The sequence below is a fragment of the Flavobacterium sp. LPB0248 genome (assembly GCF_013388355.1).
Lineage (GTDB): Bacteria > Bacteroidota > Bacteroidia > Flavobacteriales > Flavobacteriaceae > Flavobacterium.
In genome coordinates this window covers 2,782,126-2,796,422 of the sequence record NZ_CP058246.1, presented here as the reverse complement: position 1 = coordinate 2,796,422, position 14,297 = coordinate 2,782,126, and the positions used below count along the sequence as shown (strand labels likewise).

Annotated in this window: 13 protein-coding genes; 4 read left to right on the top strand and 9 right to left on the bottom strand. The window is 34.6% G+C overall.

What is annotated here, in order from left to right; genetic code table 11:
* Window positions 1-38: 38 nt before the first annotated feature.
* The 3 genes from LPB248_RS11650 to LPB248_RS11640 all read right to left on the bottom strand — a co-directional run bounded on the left by LPB248_RS11650 (window position 39) and on the right by LPB248_RS11640 (window position 3,756).
* The gene (locus tag LPB248_RS11650; RefSeq protein ID WP_177211588.1) at window positions 39-2,291 is read right to left on the bottom strand and encodes a TonB-dependent receptor; all 2,253 of its coding nucleotides are present in this window, start codon (window positions 2,289-2,291) and stop codon (window positions 39-41) included.
* 195 nt (window positions 2,292-2,486) lie between these two features.
* Window positions 2,487-3,392 carry an NAD(P)/FAD-dependent oxidoreductase gene (locus LPB248_RS11645; RefSeq protein ID WP_177211587.1) on the bottom strand — a complete coding sequence of 302 codons (906 nt, stop codon included), beginning with the start codon at window positions 3,390-3,392 and terminating at the stop codon, window positions 2,487-2,489.
* A 10-nt stretch (window positions 3,393-3,402) separates the two neighbouring features.
* Window positions 3,403-3,756: a MerC domain-containing protein gene (locus tag LPB248_RS11640; RefSeq protein WP_177211586.1), complete on the bottom strand. Its 354-nt coding sequence runs from the start codon at window positions 3,754-3,756 to the stop codon at window positions 3,403-3,405.
* 93 nt (window positions 3,757-3,849) lie between these two features.
* Between LPB248_RS11640 and LPB248_RS11635 the strand changes: the two genes are divergently transcribed.
* From LPB248_RS11635 to LPB248_RS11625, 3 genes are all read left to right on the top strand, one after another.
* Window positions 3,850-4,242 (top strand): Fur family transcriptional regulator, encoded by a 393-nt coding sequence (locus LPB248_RS11635; RefSeq protein WP_177211585.1) that lies wholly within the window; start codon window positions 3,850-3,852, stop codon window positions 4,240-4,242.
* Between the two features lie 74 nt (window positions 4,243-4,316).
* The gene (locus tag LPB248_RS11630; protein WP_177211584.1) at window positions 4,317-6,185 is read left to right on the top strand and encodes an Nramp family divalent metal transporter; all 1,869 of its coding nucleotides are present in this window, start codon (window positions 4,317-4,319) and stop codon (window positions 6,183-6,185) included.
* Between the two features lie 77 nt (window positions 6,186-6,262).
* Window positions 6,263-6,916 (top strand): metal-dependent transcriptional regulator, encoded by a 654-nt coding sequence (locus LPB248_RS11625; RefSeq protein WP_177211583.1) that lies wholly within the window; start codon window positions 6,263-6,265, stop codon window positions 6,914-6,916.
* Between the two features lie 156 nt (window positions 6,917-7,072).
* Here the strand turns inward: LPB248_RS11625 and LPB248_RS11620 are convergent, their stop codons facing one another.
* The 6 genes from LPB248_RS11620 to LPB248_RS11595 all read right to left on the bottom strand — a co-directional run bounded on the left by LPB248_RS11620 (window position 7,073) and on the right by LPB248_RS11595 (window position 12,756).
* Window positions 7,073-7,471, bottom strand: a complete 399-nt coding sequence (locus tag LPB248_RS11620; protein ID WP_177211582.1) for a hypothetical protein — start codon at window positions 7,469-7,471, stop codon at window positions 7,073-7,075.
* Between the two features lie 168 nt (window positions 7,472-7,639).
* A complete protein-coding gene (locus tag LPB248_RS11615) occupies window positions 7,640-8,422 on the bottom strand; it encodes an enoyl-CoA hydratase/isomerase family protein (RefSeq protein ID WP_177211581.1) in 783 nt (260 codons plus the stop codon).
* An 11-nt stretch (window positions 8,423-8,433) separates the two neighbouring features.
* On the bottom strand, window positions 8,434-9,849 hold the full coding sequence (locus tag LPB248_RS11610; protein WP_177212541.1) for a sensor histidine kinase: 1,416 nt from the start codon (window positions 9,847-9,849) through the stop codon (window positions 8,434-8,436).
* A gap of 142 nt (window positions 9,850-9,991) precedes the next feature.
* The gene (locus tag LPB248_RS11605; protein ID WP_177211580.1) at window positions 9,992-10,540 is read right to left on the bottom strand and encodes a CopD family protein; all 549 of its coding nucleotides are present in this window, start codon (window positions 10,538-10,540) and stop codon (window positions 9,992-9,994) included.
* 85 nt (window positions 10,541-10,625) lie between these two features.
* On the bottom strand, window positions 10,626-11,645 hold the full coding sequence (gene hemH, locus LPB248_RS11600; RefSeq protein WP_177211579.1) for a ferrochelatase: 1,020 nt from the start codon (window positions 11,643-11,645) through the stop codon (window positions 10,626-10,628).
* A 235-nt stretch (window positions 11,646-11,880) separates the two neighbouring features.
* Window positions 11,881-12,756, bottom strand: coding sequence for an AraC family transcriptional regulator (locus LPB248_RS11595; protein ID WP_177211578.1), 876 nt, complete (start codon window positions 12,754-12,756; stop codon window positions 11,881-11,883).
* A gap of 227 nt (window positions 12,757-12,983) precedes the next feature.
* Between LPB248_RS11595 and hemA the strand changes: the two genes are divergently transcribed.
* Window positions 12,984-14,234, top strand: coding sequence for a glutamyl-tRNA reductase (gene hemA, locus LPB248_RS11590; protein ID WP_073410229.1), 1,251 nt, complete (start codon window positions 12,984-12,986; stop codon window positions 14,232-14,234).
* The last annotated feature ends 63 nt before the right edge of the window (window positions 14,235-14,297 follow it).

The following is a 14,297-nucleotide window of genomic DNA, read 5'->3' as shown; positions in this document are numbered from 1 at the left end:
AATTCGTGTAATTTGTGGCAAAATTTAGTTTAAATCTTTTACCTAAAAGTATATCTCAATCCTAAAAATCCACGAATAGTTTGGTTCTGTCCATATACATACGTCGTATCAAATGTCAAACCGTAGGGATTATCAGGCGTAACCAGAACTTTTCCTGCCGAATCGTATTGCACATTTTTGTCGAAAGGATCATTGGTTCTCGAAATCAAAAACGGATTATTCTGTTTCGGAGTAAAATTCAACAGATTTTTAATTCCTCCATAAACTTCAAAATCTTTCCAACCTGAATAGGTAAACTGAATATTCTGAATACTGTACCAAGGCGAATTTGGACTTCTCGGATCGGTCTCGCTAAGCAAAGGCAATTTCATCGGACTATAAACATTTCCGGTATAATCCATCGACAAGTTCCAAGGCTGAATTTTATACGAAATGCTCCAAGTTCCAGTGAAATTCTCCGTCAAATAAGGTCTTTCAGAAATTCCATTTTCAACGTTTTTATTGTCTAAAACCGTGGCTCCGACTATAAACTTTAATCCCGATGGAAAATTAAGATCGATATTCGTGCTAATTCCTTGACTTAAGGCGTAACCATCAATATTGTCGTAAATAATCTCATTTGGATTAGTCTCGTAATCTGAGATAATCTTATTGCTAAACCTAGTGTAAAAAGCAGTTGTTTCAATTCCCATAAACGTTCCATTACCAAAATTGATTTTCTGAATATAATTCAAATTCACATTTATAGACTGTTCGGGTTTCAAATCATTTTTAATAATGACGTCTCTAGAACCCGTTAATGCGGCATGATCTTCGGTAAATAAATTCACAACACGAAACCCAGTTCCTGCATTTAATCTAAAAATGGTGTTTTCGTTTGCCTTAAATCTGTAAGCAAATCTTGGTGTGAAAATAGATCCATGAATCGAGTTATAATCGTAACGCATTCCCAGCAAAACCTGACTTTTTGGAGAAAAGGTAATTTCGTCCTGAACAAAAATTCCAGGTAGCCAAGTATTTTCGGCTTCTTTTGTTGCAGTTGTATTGTCGTCATAATAGGTATATCGGCTGGCGATCCCTGCTAATAAATCGTTTCGACCAATTTTTTTATCCCAAGTCAGCTGCAAAAAACCAATTTTCTGATTGGCGATATAAGATGTTGTTCCATAACGGCTGTTCTGATAATGCACGTTTCCAGAGAACGAAAGCATCAGTTTTTCTTCAAACGGCAATTGATAACTTCCAATTAATTCGGCTCTTTTGGTGTAAATGCTTTCGCCGTAAATTTCGTCACCACCTCGGTATTTTTTCTCCCAACGAATATCTCCGCCCCAGCGGTCTTCGTACATTCCGCGCACAGCAATGGTAAAAAGACGATTTTGATTTCGCTGAAAACTCCATTTATTAAAAACCGAAATACGTTCAGAAAGCGTTACATCGGTAAAATTATCTTTGTCTTTATCGATTACTTGATCATAGTTGAAGTAATTAACACCAATAAGCGAAATCGCCTTTTTTCCCGCATTAAATTTCATTCCCAAATCTAGATTACTTTCAAAATAAGAAGTCGTAAAATAATCGGCTGAAAAAACGGGTGCGTTAGTCGGATTTTTAGTGATGATATTAATTAATCCTCCAACCGCTTCACTTCCATAAAGAGACGAGGCTGGACCTTTTACAATTTCGATTCGTTCCACCAAAGAATTCGGAATTCCAGACAAGCCATAAACCGTAGAAAGACTGCTCACAATTGGCATTCCGTCAATCATCACCAAAGTATATGGCCCTTCGAGTCCGTTGATATGAATGTCGCCCGTATTACAAACGCCACAATTTAACTGTGGACGAACGCCATTTATGTTTTGAAGCGCATCGTAAATACTTGGTGTTGGATTTTTCTTGAAGAATGTTGGTGAATATACCTCAACAGGAACGGCGCTTTCTAATCGTTTTACAGGTTTTAATGTACCCGAAACGACCACTTCGTTCAATTCGTTTTGATCTTCCTCCAATTCAAAATCCAAATTCAAATTTTCATTTTCTACAACTGTAATTCTGTGGGTTATGGGTTTAAATCCTGTTGAGGTTACGTTTATTTTATACGTTCCATTTGGGATATTTTCTAATTTATAAAATCCTAAAGAATCAGCTTGTGTTTTAAAGTTTGTATTAAACAAACGAATGGTAATTTCTTGATCAATAGGAAGTATGCTTTCTACTTTTCCAGTAATATTTTGAGAGAAAACACTTTTTGTTGAAATTATTAACATTGTCAAAAATAAATATTTCATTCTTATAAAATTAAATTTAGACAAAACTAAAAATTAAATTTGACAAATAATTATTCTTAAAATAAAAATTTTCAAACTGATTGAATTCAATATGTTAGTTTTTTTTTTTAAAACCATATAAGTTATATAAGTTCATTTAGCACTAACTTAAATTAGCTTATATAACTTATATGGTTTAACAATCTTTTCTATTAATTAAAAATCTTCGTCGATAAGTTCTTTGTTAATCACTGCGCCAGCAAAAGAACCTGTTGAAACCGCAATGGCCACAGATCGCATTTGTGTTGTGCAATCTCCGCTAGCAAAAACTCCAGCGATATTTGTTTTCTGCATCGCATCTACTTTTAACAAACCTTGTTCGCTAGTATCACATCCCAAAGTTTCAGGAATTGGACAATGCTGCTCAAAAGGCGGTCTTGCATAAATAGCTTTAACCTCTACTTTTTCTCCATTCTTAAAAATGATATTTTTAATATAACCTTCATTATGTTCAAACGAATCTATTTCATCTTCAAAAATTAAAATACCTTTTTCTTTCAAAATTTGAGTTTGTTCCAAAGTCAAAGCTGATTTCCCATTGGTGCACAATCGCAAATCTTTAGTCCAATTCGAAATCAATTTGGCATATTCAAATCCCATTTCTCCATTGGCAATAATCGCTGTTTTTTCGTTTTTAACTTCATAACCATGACAATACGGACAATGTAAAACCGAAATTCCCCAACAAGCCGCAAAACCCTCAATTTTAGGAATCAGGTCTTTAACTCCAGTTGCAAACAATACTTTTCTTGAAGTAAAAACAGTTCCCGATTCGGTTGTAATTTCAAAACCGCTTTCTGTCTTAACTGCTTTTACAGCAAGTCCGTTAAAAAATTGAACCGTTTTATAAATGTCTACTTGCAATTTGGCTTTCGCCGAAATAACTGCTGGTTTCTCACCGTCTTGTGTAATAAAATTATGAGAATGCGGTGTTTGTCTGTTGCAAGGCAAACCGCTGTCGATAACCAAAACTTGACGTAACGAACGTCCTAAACTCATTGCGGCAGATAATCCGCTATAACTGCCACCAATGATAATCACTTCAAAATGCTTCTGTTCCATATTTCTATTTTTAATGATTTTGTTTTTTATGTAATTTGTAATTGATTAAATGTCCGATGATCATTCCGATTCCACCGAAATAGATCAAATCAAAATGAATTTCGAAAAAGAGTTCTGTCAAAATACTAATCCAAATCAGCGCCATTGAAACAACCAAAATAGACGATACCAAAAGAGCTGATTTTTTTATAATTTTGAGAATTGCAAATAAACCTATCGAAGCAAATAGTAAATCTATAATTGGGTTGTGACTCAATCCTAAAGGGAGAATCGTTAAAAGAGGAAAAATCAAGCAATGCACCAGACAAATGGTTGCGCTCGAAATTCCTAAAATATCGTAAAAGGATGTGCTTATTTTCTTCATTATGTGTACTTTTGCTTAATGCAATTTTGTTGCAAATATATACAATTTTATCAATTGCAACATTGTTGCGTTTAAATTTTAATTTCGTAAAAAATGAAAACTACACGTAATACCGCAGCAAAGACGGCTGTTTTAGAGGTGTTTGAGAAATCTAAAACGGCTCTTTCGCATACCGAAATTCAGAAACAATTAAATGATTTGTGCGATCGCGTTACCATTTACAGAATTTTGGACCGTTTGATTAATGAAGATGTAATTCATAAAATTTCGAATTTGGATGGAACGGTGAAGTATGCCAAATGCAATCATTCACATCAACGTGTACACATTCACAACCATGCCCACTTTAGCTGCGAGAATTGCCACGAAATTACTTGTCTTGAGACTGTAAAACCGAGCTACATTATGCCGCACAATTATAAAGTTAACGAAATCAATTTTACGTTATCAGGATTGTGTCCGAATTGTTTAAATTCTAACATTTAACTTTTAGACTCGTCTAAAAATATTGTTTCGCGAATATAATTTTTCTCTATATTTGTGAAAACAATACTTTTACAATGACCAAATCTTTAGAAGAAGTCCACGAATCGGTTGCTACACAAAATAAAAAAAAGGGTTTTAGAAAAATTTTAGCCTTCTTAGGTCCCGCTTATCTTGTAAGTGTCGGCTATATGGATCCAGGAAACTGGGCGACTGATATTGCCGGCGGAAGTCAATTCGGATACACTTTAGTCTGGGTTTTATTAATGAGTAACTTAATGGCTCTGCTATTGCAGAGTTTAAGCGCACGTCTCGGAATTGTAACACAGCGTGACCTTGCGCAAGCCTCTAGAGAAACCTATTCCAAATACATCAACTACATTTTATATTTTTTAGCTGAGATTGCAATTGCGGCTTGCGATCTTGCCGAAGTTCTTGGAATGGCAATCGGAATTAATCTTCTTTTCGGAATTCCGTTACTCGAAGCAGTTCTCATTACCGTTTTAGATACCTTTTTACTGCTTTTCCTGATCAATAAAGGAATTCGCAAGATGGAAGCCTTCATTATTGCTTTAGTTGCCATAATTGGCTTTTCTTTCATTTTCGAAATGATTTTTGCAGAGCCAGAAATGGGCAAAGTTTTAGCAGGACTTATTCCTTCGATACCAAATTCAGCCGCTTTATATATTGCTATCGGAATTATCGGAGCAACTGTTATGCCTCACAACTTGTACTTGCATTCGTCTTTAGTGCAAACCAGAAAATTTGACAGAACACCAGCGGGAATCAAACAGGCTTTAAAATACAATTTAATCGATTCTACAATTGCCTTAAACCTAGCTTTCTTTGTAAATGCTGCTATTCTGATTCTTGCAGCCGCAACTTTCCATAAAAACGGAATGTATGAAGTGGCCGAAATTCAAGACGCGCATCAATTTCTTGAACCGTTGTTAGGAACCAAATGGGCACCAGTTTTATTTGCCGTCGCTTTAATCGCTGCTGGACAAAGTTCGACCGTAACAGGCACGCTTGCCGGACAAATTGTTATGGAAGGTTATCTGCATTTCAGAATTCAGCCTTGGGTTCGAAGAATCATAACACGTTTAATTGCTATTATTCCTGCCGTAATCGTAATTTTAATTTATGGCGAAAGTGTAACCGGAAAACTTTTAATTCTGAGCCAGGTTATATTGAGTTTACAGCTTGGATTTGCCATAATTCCATTGATTCATTTTGTGAGCGATAAATCGAAAATGAATGGTTTTCATATTTCCAGAACTACTCAATTTGTTTCGTGGATTATTGCTACTATCATTGTTTCCTTAAATGCGAAACTGGTTTATGACGAAATTACGTCGTGGTTAGCAAGCTCCAATCATCCAATGGTCCTTTGGTTTACGGTTGTTCCACTAGCTTTCGGGTTCTCAGCTTTATTGCTGTATATTGTATTCAAACCATTTATCGCCAAATTCAAATCAAAAACAATAAATCATTCACCGCACAAGCTGAATCTTCATTTTTCGCCTAAACAAAGTCAGAGCATTCAAAATATTGCTATTTCTGTCGATTTCTCACGTGCAGACGAAGTAGCTTTAAACAAAGCCTTTGAATTGGGTGGCATTGACACCGAATATACGCTCATTCACATTGTAGAAACAGTTGGCGCTTTAATGTATGGCGTTAATATTCACGACCATGAAACTACAATCGACGAAAAATTATTATTAAAATATAAAGAAATGCTTTCCGAAAAAGGGTTCAAGATTAAAACCGAACTTGGATTTGGAAAACCAAACAGCGTAATTCCGAAAATTATAAACGAAGGAAGTTTTGATATTCTCGTTATGGGAACCCACGGCCACACTGGATTGAAAGATATTCTTTTCGGCACAACAGTAGATAAATTGAGACATAAAATTTCGATACCTTTGTTGATTGTTAAATAAAGAGGCAAAGGCTCAGAGTTGCAAAGGAACAAAGCCTTTGTAACTCTGAACCTTTGAACCTTTGAATCTTAAAAAGAATGACCTTTTCAGAAGAAAACTACTTAAAATCGATCTATCACCTGACAGCCGCTTTGGAAACTGAAGTCAGCACCAATGCTATTGCGGAAATTATGGAAACAAAAGCTTCCTCCGTAACTGATATGCTTAAAAAATTGGCAGAGAAAGGTTTAGTAAATTATAAAAAATACCAAGGGGTTTCTTTAACCGAAAATGGAAAACTGGCCGCTAAAATGATTGTGAGAAAACATCGTCTTTGGGAAGTGTTTTTGGTTGAAAAGCTAAACTTTAGCTGGGATGAGGTTCACGATATTGCAGAACAGTTAGAGCACATTAAATCGGAACAATTGATTAATCGTCTAGATGATTTTCTTGGAAATCCTACTGAAGATCCACACGGAGATCCAATTCCGGATGCAAATGGGCGAATCATTAAAATCGAGAAATACCTTTTATCTGAGCTTGAAGAGAATCAAGCGGGAGTTTGTGTTGGTGTAAAAGATACTTCTTCAGAGTTTTTGAAATATCTGGACAAACAAGGAATTGCTTTGGGTTCAAAAATTGAACTGCTTTCTAAAGAATCTTTCGATTTATCCGTAAGAATTAAAGTGAATGATAGAGAATTATCTATTTCTAATAAAATTGCTTCTAATTTGTTTGTGAAGTTGGTTTAAGAGTAATTACACAGAGATTCACAAAGAAGTTTCACAGAAATACGCAAAGAGTTTTAATAAGATATCTTTTGTTAGGCTGAGCGAATTCGAAGTTTCGCAAAGAGGATTCACCAAACTTGGGCTTCGACTTCGCTCAGCCTGACAAATTAGTTATTATTAAACAATCCCCTTTTCAATCATTTCCAGCATAACTGGCGAAGCATTTTTAAAAGTTGGCGCTTGCTCAATAATACTTCCTGCATTCTTTTTATTTACTTTAAAAGTAACATCATCGTCAGTTGTAAACAAAAGCGCAGTTAAAAAAGGATTTTTGATGTGTGTGCCCAAAATCAATAAGGCTTCATCTAAAGTGTGAATGCTTTCTATCTCTTCTGTTTTATATCTAAAAGTAAGCGAAATTGAGAATGTATTATCTTCATTGAGAACCAATCGGAAGTAAACATTTTTAAGCTCTGTATCGCCCATAGTTTTGGCCAAAGTCAGTTTTGCGAAAGTTCCTTTTTGGATGCTTTCTTTAACTCGTTCACAAAAAAGGGCAAATATTGGTTCGTACATTTTTTTAAAGGTGCTAAGGTTCTGAGATGCTGAGGTTCTAAGTTTTCAAACTTTGTCTAGTAATTTACCGCAAAGCTGCACAAAGATTTCGCAAAGTTACACAAAGATTTATATAATTTTTTTCTTTGTGAATCTCTGTGAAGTCTTCGTGTAACTTTGTGAAATAACTTATTTTCCTGTAAATTCAGCTTTACGTTTTTCTAAAAATGCTGTAGTTCCTTCTTTAAAATCTTGTGTTCCGAAGCATTTTCCGAATGATTTTATCTCTACATCAAAACCATTTTTACCATCTGCAAAATTAGCATTGATTGCTTTTATAGCTTTTCCGATAGCGAAAGGTGCATTTTTGATTATTTTCTGCGCAATCACATTTGTAAATGACAGTAATTCTTCCTGGGGCACAACATGGTTTACTAAACCATAATCTTTTCCCTGTTCTGCAGTAATCATCGCTGCTGTCATGATCATTTCCATTGCACGGCCTTTTCCAATTAATTGTGGCAAACGCTGTGTTCCTCCATAACCAGGAATTAATCCCAAAGTAACTTCTGGAAGTCCCATTTTTGCATTGTCTGAAGCAATTCTAAAATGACAAGCCATTGCCAATTCTAATCCGCCACCTAATGCAAATCCGTTTATTGCGGCAATAACTGGTTTTTTCAAACCTTCGATCATATCAAATAGCAATTCCTGCCCTTCAGCGGCCAACTGTGCGCCTTCGACAATAGTGTAGTTAGCAAATTCTGAAATATCAGCTCCGGCAACAAATGCTTTTTCGCCACTTCCTGTTAAGATAATAACGCGGATATCATCATTTTTACCCAATAATTTAATCGCTTTACTCAGATCGCTAATAGTTTCTTTGTTTAAAGCGTTTAATTTTGCTGGTCTGTTTATAGTAACGGTTGCGATATTCCCTTCAATAGAAATTAAAAGATTTTCGTAGTTCATGATGCTTTATTTTATGAGTTGGTGATAGGGAGAGAAACTGTAAATGTGGTTCCTTTTCCGTAAGTTGACTCAAAGGTAATTGTTCCTTTGTAATTTTCGATAATGTTTTTGATAATTCCGAGTCCAAGTCCCATACCGCTGGTTTTGGTTGTAAATTTTGGTTCGAAAATTCTTCCGATATCTTGCTTCTGAATACCTATTCCGTTGTCTTTTACCGCAATTTCAACATTATTGTCTCGCCTTTTTACTGATACAACAATTGATTTCTGAAACTGACTTTCAGGAATGGCCTGAGTAGCATTTTTAACCAAATTGGTGATGACACGAATCAATTGTGTACGATCCATTTTAGAAATGATTTCTTCTTCTTCTTTTTCGAAAGAAATATAATCTTCGTTGAAAATATCTAAAGCTAATTCGACAACTTCAACAACATTTAAAGTTTCATTTTGCTGTGCAGGCATCGAAGCAAAGTTCGAAAATGCCGAAGCAACAGCCGTCATGGTATCTATTTGCTGAATTAAAGTTTCGGAGTAATCGTTCATTTTTTGTTTCACATCTGGAGCAGAAGGATCAAATTTCCTCTGGAAACTCTGAACCGTCAAACGCATCGGCGTAAGCGGATTTTTAATTTCGTGCGCAACTTGTTTCGCCATTTCGCGCCAAGCTTCTTCACGTTCGCTTTGCGCTAGTTTAATCGCACTCGTTTCGAGTTTATCCACCATTCCGTTATAAGCTTTGATCAGGAAGTTGACTTCTTTACTGTTAGCTTCTAACACAATTTTTTCGTTTTTCTGATCCAAATTGGTTTCTTCCAAACGATCTGAAATGGTTTTCAGCGATTTTGTGATATAAGTCGAAAGGAAATATGCCAAAGCAAAAGCGACAATCAACATAAAAGAGTACACCTGACTCAGACGAATTAAGAAAGTATTCAACTCATTATCATAATAACCATCATCTTCTAAATATGGAAGATTCAAGATTCCGAGTGGTTTGAATTTTTCGTCTTTAATTAAACTGTATGAAGATCGGTTTTTGACTCCGTCGATGGTTTTAATATCAACAAAACGTTTTTCGATAGAAGAACGAACCAGTTTAAGGATATATTCTGGAATTGGAGGTGCAATTTTATCAACCGCAAAAGACTCTTTGGATGATTTTAAAAGTTTTCCATCCAAACTGTAAATATTGATTTCGATTTTATGAATCTGCGCCAACTCATGAATTTTATCTTTAAAAATTAAATCTAAATTCTGAGTTTTTAGTGGATAAGTTGTAGTTGCCAGAACGTAATTGATATGTTCTTTTACCGCATTTTCTTTTCGTTCTAAACGTTCCTGATGATATTCTTTGGCTTCAGTTTTAAACTGAATAATCGAAATCGAAGCCAATAAAAAAGATGCCACAACAATCAATACAATCATCGACAGGAAAATCCTGGTACGAAGCGATAGCATTGACATTTTGAAGTTTAGCATTTTGTTTTTGTTTTGTTTGTTTCAGGTTTCAAGTTCCAGGTTATGTTGCGTTTGGCAACTTGAAACTTGAAACCTGAAACTAAAAAACCTATTTTCTCTCTCTTATTCTTTTATAAAAACGGAATCCAAGCATAATTAAAACCGAGAATAAAATAATCCCGATTACGCCGAAAATCCAGTTGATGGCACTTTTTAACACTACTAAAAAGACAACAGCAAATAGAATAATCGTTGCGCCTTCATTCCACAAACGCATAAAATTATTGGAATATTTTACTTCATCTCTTTGTAATTGCTTAAAAATCTGATGACATTTTCCGTGATATAAATATAAGAGGAAAACGAAACATAATTTTACGTGCATCCACGGCATTTTGATCCAAACGCTTCCTGCATCTGTAAAAAACAACATCCAAAAAGCAAAAATGCTAGCCAAAACCGCCGACGGCCATGTAATAATGTACCACAAACGGTAGGCCATTATTTTATATTGCGCCTGAAGAATTTCTTTTTCTGGCGAAGGTTTTTCATTGGCTTCAATCTGATACACAAATAAACGCACAATATAAAATAAACCTGCAAACCAAGTAATCACGAATATAAGATGTAGTGATTTTAGATAGTTATAGTATTCCATTATTATTTTGTTTCATGTCTCATGTTTCATGTTTCAAGTTAATCAACTTTGAGAAAAACTTAAAACCTGAAACCTGAAACAAATTTTATTTAGCCCAATCGTTAATCCAACCAGCAACTGTTTCGCACCATTCATCATCATCGTTCAAGCAAGGAATTGCTAAAAACTCTTCTCCTCCATTTGCTTCAAAATCTTCTTTGGCACGCATTGCGATTTCCTCTAAAGTCTCTAAACAATCGGTAACGAAAGCTGGAGTTACAACCGCAATTTTCTTAATTCCTCTTGCTGGCATATTGTCAATTTCAACATCGGTATATGGTTCAAGCCATTTATCGCCCGCCAATCTTGACTGGAAAGTCACGCAATATTTGTCTTTTGGAATTCCCAATTGTTCAACTACCAAACGAGTTGTTTCGTAGCAATGTGTTCTATAGCAGAATTCTGCTTCTGGAGTTCCCACTTCACAACACATTTCGTTGGTTACGAATTTTTTATGTGATTTTGTTTTATCTGTCTTGCGAACGTGACGCTCTGGAATTCCGTGATACGAAAACACCAATTGATCGTAATCGAAATCACGTAAATGTTTTTTAATTGAATCTGCAACATTTTTGATGTAGTCTGGTTTATTGAAAAACGCTGGAACATCTGAGAATTTCATATGAGGGAATTTCTTCTTGCGAATTTCTTCGGCTAAAACCAAAATGGTCAAAGTAGAAGCCATTGCATATTGAGGGTATAATGGAAAAAGCAATACCTCAGTAACACCTTGATCACTCAATTCCTGTAAGCCTTTTTCGATTGTCATAGATCCGTAACGCATTGCAAGCGAAACCGGAATATTTGATAAAGGCTGTACTTTTTTGTGCATTCTTTCAGAAAGAACAATTAACGGCGAACCTTCTTTCCACCAGATTTTGGCGTAAGCGTGAGCCGATTCTTCTGGTCTTTTTCTTAAAATAATACCGCGAACTAATAATGCTCTCAATAAATACGGAACATCGATCACGTATTTATCCATTAAAAATTCATCTAAATAGGGTTTTACATCTTTTGGTGTTGGACTGTCTGGTGATCCTAAGTTTATTAAAAGTGCGCCTTTCATTATGTATTTTTTGCTTTAGGCTTTAAGCACAAGGCTTTAAGCTTTTTATTTGTTTTTAAAAATTTCGGCAAAAGTAAACGCTGTACTTTATTAGAAATATGATATTTATTACTTTTTCTTTATTATTGAATATTCAAAATTGATTCTAGTTATTCGAGAAATTTTTCACGCAGATTTACACAGATTAAAGCAGTTTTTTTTTGATTAATTCGTGAATTCGTGGCAAATAAAAAATTTAGACATTAGCATTAATCGACATCAAATATTTTTTTGGCGTTGTTCCGAATTTCTTTTTGAATGCTGCTATGAAATGACTTCCAGTGCTATAACCTATTTTCAGCCCAACTTCATTTACATTATAAGAACCGCTATCTAAAAGTTTTCTAGCGAAATCCATTTTGTAATCGAATAAGAAACCATAAACCGTATCGCCATAAATCTGTTTGAAACCCATTTTGAGTTTTTTCAAATTCAAACCAATTTCATCTGCCAATTCTTGCAATCCTGGTGGTTCGGACATATTAGCGATTACAATTTCTTTTGCTTTTCTGATTTTTAGAACATTGTCTTCATCAATCAAAAACGGACATTGTTCTGCATTTGGATCTTCTGTTCTATTGAAATATAAACTCAGTAATTCATAACCTTTTCCTTTATAATATAGATTTTTTATGGACGGATGAAGATTGTAATGAAACAATTGACTTAGTACAATTGCCATTGACGGGCTGATATTTCCTTCGTTATAATACTTTTTATCCTTATTGTCAGGACTTAGAAAAGTAATATAATCGGCTTCGGCAGAAAATAACGCGTGAAATTTCTTGATGGAGACAATTACTGAAATCGCCCACGAGTTTGGAGCCAGCTCTAAATTTAGCGGCAATTCTTTCTGTGGATTGTATAAAAGCAACGATTTTTCTTCTTTCAATTCTAAAGCGTAATTGCCTTGATTGAATAAAAATTTTGCATTTCCTTTTATCCCGAAGTGAAACTGTATCAGGCCAGTACCTATTATTTCGTGCTGTGCATAAAAAGGTTCTGGACCATCATTTTGAAAACGGATCAGCGTAAAGTCGTCTTCAATTTTTATAACTTCTTGAGAACTCATAGCGATATTTTTTTGAAACGAAAATCAAAACAAACTCAAAATGTTATTTAGAACGACTCTAAACTAATCACTTCAAACGAGTTGATTTTGCTACAAAAGTAGTCCTTTTTACTCAAAAACACCTATTTAGGTTCAAAAAAACATACAGCGACATAAAAAGTACTTTTAGCGTTATTTTTATCGATGCTATAGTAATAATTTTGTTGCACTTTTATGAAAGTGAATTTATGGAAAACAATAACGTACCGAAACACCTTTATTTTTACTCAGTTGGTCTGAGTTATAAAAAAGCTGATGCTGAGGTCAGAGGTCAATTTAGTTTGGATGCCGTTGCGAAAACTCGCCTGCTAGAACAAGCTAAAAACGATGGAATAGAAAGTTTACTAGTTACTTCAACTTGCAACAGAACTGAAATCTACGGTTTTGCTGAACATCCATTTCAATTAATAAAACTTATTTGCGATAATAGTAACGGATCTGTAGACGCTTTTCAAAAAGTGGGTTTCGTTTACAAAAATCAAGAAGCGATTAATCATATGTTTCGCGTAGGAACTGGTTTAGACAGTCAGATCTTAGGCGATTTTGAAATTATATCTCAAATAAAAACCAGTTTTACACATTCAAAATCAATGGGATTAGCCAATGCTTTTATGGAAAGATTGGTAAATGCGGTAATTCAGGCGAGCAAAAGAATCAAAACTGAAACAGAAATCAGTTCTGGTGCTACTTCGGTTTCTTTTGCATCTGTACAATATATTTTGAAGAATGTTGAAGATATCAGCAACAAAAACATTTTACTTTTTGGGACTGGTAAAATCGGAAGAAATACGTGCGAGAATTTAGTAAAACATACTAAAAACGAGCATATCACTTTAATTAACAGAACTAAAGATAAAGCAGAGAAATTAGCAGGAAAGTTAAATCTGATTGTTAAAGATTATTCTGAATTACATTTAGAACTTCAAAAAGCCGATGTTGTAGTTGTTGCAACAGGAGCACAAAACCCAACAGTTGACAAAGCCATTTTAAATCTTAAAAAACCTTTGTTGATTTTGGATTTATCGATTCCGAAAAACGTACATGAAAATGTTGAGGAATTAGAAGGCGTAACTTTAATCCACATGGATTATTTGTCTCAATTGACAGATGAAACTTTGGAAAACAGAAAATTACACATTCCAGCTGCGGAAGCCATCATCGAAGAAATCAAAGAAGAATTTGTTACTTGGATGAAAGGCAGAAAATTTGCTCCGACAATTAATGCTTTAAAAGAAAAATTAAACGCTATTAAAGCTTCGGAATTGGATTTTCAAAGTAAAAAAATCGCCGATTTTAATGAAGAGCAAGCTGAAATCATCAGTAATCGAATCATCCAGAAAATCACTACACATTTTGCCAATCATTTAAAAGACGACGATACCATGGTTGATGAAAGCATCGAATGGATCGAGAAAGTCTTCAAAATAAAAGCATCTTAAATAAAATTTAAACCATATAAGTTATATAAGTTCATTTAAAAACTGTGTTTTACTCAAACCGCT